Source organism: Neisseria sp. P0022.S010, assembly GCF_051956635.1.
In genome coordinates this window covers 1-2,236 of record NZ_JBQCXF010000481.1, presented here as the reverse complement: position 1 = coordinate 2,236, position 2,236 = coordinate 1, and the positions used below count along the sequence as shown (strand labels likewise).

Sequence of the window (2,236 nt, the reverse complement as noted above, 5' to 3'; positions counted from 1 at the left end):
AATTTCAATTCAATCCCTGCCTAAATGTCATTTAGGTAGGGATTGTTTGTACCGGTTTCCCATGAAATTTCATCTTCCCTTTCTTTATACCCTGCTATTGGGCGGTTGCGCCGCGTTTTTGCCATCATTGGACGAACGCACCCAAAGCAGTTATCTTGACATACCTGCAACACCGCGGCTGGACAGCGCATTAGGCATTCCTTCTACGTCCTCCAAGACCAATGTTTCCCATATCTATCTGCTGAACGATGCCCATGAAGCCTTTGTCGCCCGTGCAGCCCTGATTGAATCCGCCGACCATACCCTCGATTTGCAATACTATATCTGGCACAACGATATCTCCGGCAAGCTTCTGTTCAACCTGATTCATCGCGCGGCCGAACGCGGCGTCCGTGTGCGTTTGCTTCTGGACGACAACAACACCAACGGCATGGATGATCTCCTGCTGGCACTCGACAATCATCCCAATATCGAAGTCCGTCTGTTTAATCCCTTTATTTTCAGAAAATGGCGTGCACTCGGCTACGTTGCCGACTTTCCGCGACTTAACCGCAGAATGCACAACAAATCTTTTACCGCCGACAACCGTGCCACCATTTTGGGCGGGCGCAATATCGGCGACGAATATTTTAAGGTTAACGACGATACCATCTTTGCCGACCTCGATATCCTCGCCACAGGCCGCGTCGTAACCGAAGTTTCCCAAGACTTCGACCGCTATTGGGCAAGCCATTCCGCCTATAACGCGACCAGCATCATCAAACGGGGAAACCTGCAAAAAGGATTGGCAGAGCTCAATTACACCGACCAAGATAAAAACCAAACGCTCATCCGCTACCGTCAAAACATCGAACACTCCAACCTCTATCAAAAAATGCAGAGCAACCTTATGGAGTGGCAAAGCGTCAGCACACGCCTGATCAGCGATGACCCGGCCAAAGGCTTAGACCGCGACCGGCACAAACCGCCTATTTCCGAACGCCTGCAAGACGCCCTCAAGCAACCTGAAAAGAGCGTTTACCTTGTCTCCCCTTATTTTGTACCCACAAAATCAGGCGTTAAGGCCATAGAAAAGCTGATTCACAACGGGGTGGACGTTACCGTCCTGACCAACTCCCTCCAGGCGACCGACGTTGCCGCCGTCCATTCCGGCTACGTCAAATACCGTAAGCCCTTGCTTAAAGCCGGAGTCAAACTTTATGAGCTCCAGCCCAACCACGCCGTCCCGACCTCCAAAGACCGCGGCTTGACCGGTAGCTCCGCCACCAGCTTGCATGCCAAAACATTCATCGTGGACGAGAAACGCATTTTCATCGGCTCATTCAACCTCGACCCACGTTCCGCACGCCTCAATACCGAAATGGGCGTCGTCATTGAAAGCCCCGAAATCGCAGGCCAAATGCAGCGTACCCTCGTAACGACCACCCCAAGCTACGCCTATCAGGTAACGCTTGGCAATTACAACAAACTATACTGGTATGACCCAAGCGAAAAACGAACTTACGCACACGAACCCGAAGCCAAGTTCTGGAAACGGATGACTTCAAAAATCCTGTCCATCCTGCCCATAGAAGGATTATTATAGAGGCCGTCTGAAAACAAAAATCATGCGGCTGGAGGAATTCACCATGTCTCGACTCATCTGCAAAACCCTATTTGTTTGTACCACCGGCCTATTGTTGGCCTCCTGCGGCACTACCGGCAAACACAAATCCCACAAGCCGCAAACAACCGCCAGAAAAGTCCAACCTGTCCGCATTTCCCATATCGACCACACCCAAGGTTCGCAGGAATTGATGCTTCACAGCCTAGGCCTGATCGGCACACCCTACAAATGGGGAGGCAGCACCACAGCCACAGGCTTTGACTGTAGCGGCATGATCCAATTCGTCTATAAAAACGCCCTCAACGTCAATCTGCCACGCACCGCACGCGATATGGCCGCAGCCAGCCGAAAAATTCCCGACGGCAAATTGAAAGCCGGCGATCTTGTCTTCTTCAATACCGGCGGCGCACACAAATACTCCCATGTCGGCCTCTACATCGGCAATGGCGAATTTATCCACGCCCCCAGCAGCGGTAAAACCATCAAAACCGAAAAACTTTCCACTCCGTTCTACGCAAAAAACTATTTGGGCGCACATACTTTTTTTACTGAATAAATCAAGGCCGTCTGAAAGGTATCGCAATATCATCATTAAAGGCCTGTCAATCTTGCAGCAATGTTATTTTAGAG

The 2,236-nt window shown here is 50.8% G+C and carries 2 protein-coding genes; both read left to right on the top strand.

The genetic code is table 11. The features are described from left to right. The first annotated feature begins 61 nt into the window (after positions 1-61). Positions 62-1,585, top strand: coding sequence for a phospholipase D family protein (locus tag ACTHUT_RS18365; protein WP_250600381.1), 1,524 nt, complete (start codon positions 62-64; stop codon positions 1,583-1,585). Between the two features lie 43 nt (positions 1,586-1,628). Then, complete coding sequence (locus ACTHUT_RS18360) at positions 1,629-2,162, top strand: C40 family peptidase (RefSeq protein WP_250600379.1); 534 nt, start codon at positions 1,629-1,631, stop codon at positions 2,160-2,162. The last annotated feature ends 74 nt before the right edge of the window (positions 2,163-2,236 follow it).